1 protein-coding gene is annotated in these 2,615 nt (G+C 53.2%); it reads left to right on the plus strand.

Annotated elements, in window-relative coordinates; translation table 11 throughout:
- The first annotated feature begins 906 nt into the window (after positions 1-906).
- On the plus strand, positions 907-2,214 hold the full coding sequence (ltrA, locus tag HY788_19135) for a group II intron reverse transcriptase/maturase (protein MBI4776264.1): 1,308 nt from the start codon (positions 907-909) through the stop codon (positions 2,212-2,214).
- Positions 2,215-2,615 lie beyond the last annotated feature (401 nt).

The following is a 2,615-nucleotide window of genomic DNA, read 5'->3' on the forward strand; positions in this document are numbered from 1 at the left end:
GCCTTTCTCGGCAACACCCTTATTGGCCATTTGCACCACAAAACGGGCCGCCTCCTGACTTAAGGTTTCCAGGTCCGGGAAATAGCGTATCTCCGGTTTCATATTAAACCCTCATGCCCCGGGAGGGGCACCACGAACCATGAAAATGGACAGTCAACGGCTTATTTAGGCACGGGGCAGGCACAAAGCCTGACACACGGATTAACCCATTTCATTTCTCAAAAAAAGGGGGTTCCCTTGTCTTGAGACCAGCTTCCGCCGAAGGCGGATGTCGTCATCCCTCAATCCAGACTTAACGGGATCGAGAGATACCCCATAGCTTTAACCGTGAAATCCGTGAAATCCGGTACGCCAGGCCAAGCCTGGCTGATCTATATGACTGAAAGGTGTTATACTTGTTAATTGCTCGTTCAACAAGAAGTTGCGGTCTCCCGCTTGGGGTAACCGAAAGCGGGGAGTAGGCCGGTCCCGGCCATGAAAGGCCGGAGGCGAAGGGGGGAGACACTCCCCGGACAACGAAGGCGTGAGCCCTAACGAAAGTGAACCTGATTCAGCCTCGTTACGCGTAAGTGGCGGTGGCCAACCTGTCGGAGAAGGTGAAGCCTGATACCAGCGGGGAAGTAACGAGCGAAAGCACTTGCTGGACCGTCCGGGGTGATTGAGGAGAGCGCGCGCCGAAAGATCAGCCGAGGAACCTGGGAGACCCGGCGGGGCATCCCGCCTATGGCGGGATAACGAGTTCAGGGAATCCATAACCTGGAAGTCGGCCCTGGTCGGGAGTCGGAGCGGCCCATAGTAGTGGGGAAGTCCCGGAAACGGGATGGAGCGAAGGGGCCGTACTTCAGTCATGTTTTGATCAAAAGAGAGAGACCCCGCTTGAGTCAAAAACGCTCCATTACGGAATGGATGGCCGAAGGGTTTCAACCGGAACCCGGGATGCCGGAGAAGGTCTCGCTTTTGCGATGGAAACTGAGCTGTAAGGCCAAGCAAGAACGTCCGTTTCGATTTTATGTCCTGTACGACCGGATCTATCGCCGGGATGTATTGGAAACGGCCTGGGTTCGGGTACGGGCGAACCGAGGGGCGCCGGGAACGGATGGGGTGACCATTCGACAGATAGAGGAAGGCGGGGTGTCCGGGTTTCTGGAAGGGTTGGAAAAGGAACTGCGGACCAAGACCTACCGACCTTTGCCGGTGCGCCGGGTTTATATTCCCAAGGCCAACGGTAAGCTGAGACCCTTGGGAATACCCTGTATACGGGACCGGGTAGTACAGATGGCCGTATTGTTGATACTGGAGCCGATCTTTGAGGCGGATTTTTTGGATTGCTCTCATGGCTTTCGACCTGGGCGACGAGCCTGGGGTGCCCTGGAGCAGATCCGAAAGAACCTGCAAGAAGGACGGCGAGAGGTCTATGATGCGGATCTTTCCAGTTACTTTGACAGCATTCCCCATGATCGACTGATGACCCTGGTAGAGAAAAGGATAGCAGATCGATCGGTATTGAAACTGATCCGGATGTGGCTTCGGACTCCGGTAGTGGAAGAAGGAGGCCGGGGGAACGGCAAGAGACCCGATAAAGGGACTCCCCAAGGAGGGGTTATTTCCCCCCTGCTGGCCAACCTGTATCTCCACCAGATGGATCGAACCTTCTATGAGGATAAAACCGGTCCATACCGAATGGTGGATGCCCGTCTGGTCCGTTATGCCGATGATTTTGTGATCCTGGCGCGCTACCAGGGGAAGCGAATCAGGGAATGGGTGGAAGGGAAGCTGGAAAGAGACCTGGGACTGCTGATAAATCGAGACAAGACGAGTATCGTACGAATGAATAAGCCTGGAGAAAGTCTGAACTTTCTCGGATTTACCATGCGCTATGACCGTAACCTGCATGGAGGGAAGGGCAAGTATTTGAACATCTTCCCCTCGGAAAAGGCGGTCAACGGACTTCAGGAGAAGATACGTGGGAAGACCTGCAGTGGATATAAGAAGCCGCTCATCGAGGTGATAGCTGAGACGAATGTCATTCTCCGCGGATGGGCCAATTATTTCGGCTATGGGTATCCACGAAAGGTGTTCCGAAACGTGAATCATTTCGTGCGTTGTCGGTTTCAGAGGTTTTTAGGAAACCGGAGCCAACGACGGAGCCGGCCATTCAGACAGGGGGAAAGCCTGTACAGCGGATTGAAACGCTATGAGCTCATCTATCTGTAATGCGGGCACGTCCTCAACTCCTTGCGTATGCCTTATGGCAAGAGACTGTCGGTGAGCCGGATGCGGGAAATCTGCATGTCCGGTTCGATGAGGAGGCGCTGGAAAGCCTTGTCCTCTGTGGTCCCAAGTAGATGCGTGCATCAAAAGGTTCTACAGGGGCTCCAGGTACATGCCAGTGCCTTACTCGACTGCCAAAAATCTATTTTCGAACAAAATAGGCCAATGGGTGGAGGAATCCTTTTACTTTTCCAGTTGGGGTTTCGTCTGACGGGTCAGGGGTTGTTTGGAAATGAGTGGGACCGCAGTTGACGGGATTTTTGTTTTATCTTGACAAATAAGGGAAAATATTATAAAATTACTACTCATTGATAGGAAAAATACGACAGAAATAGCCAATAAAA

The sequence above is a fragment of the Deltaproteobacteria bacterium genome (assembly GCA_016208165.1).
GTDB lineage: Bacteria > Desulfobacterota > Desulfarculia > JACQYL01 > JACQYL01 > JACQYL01.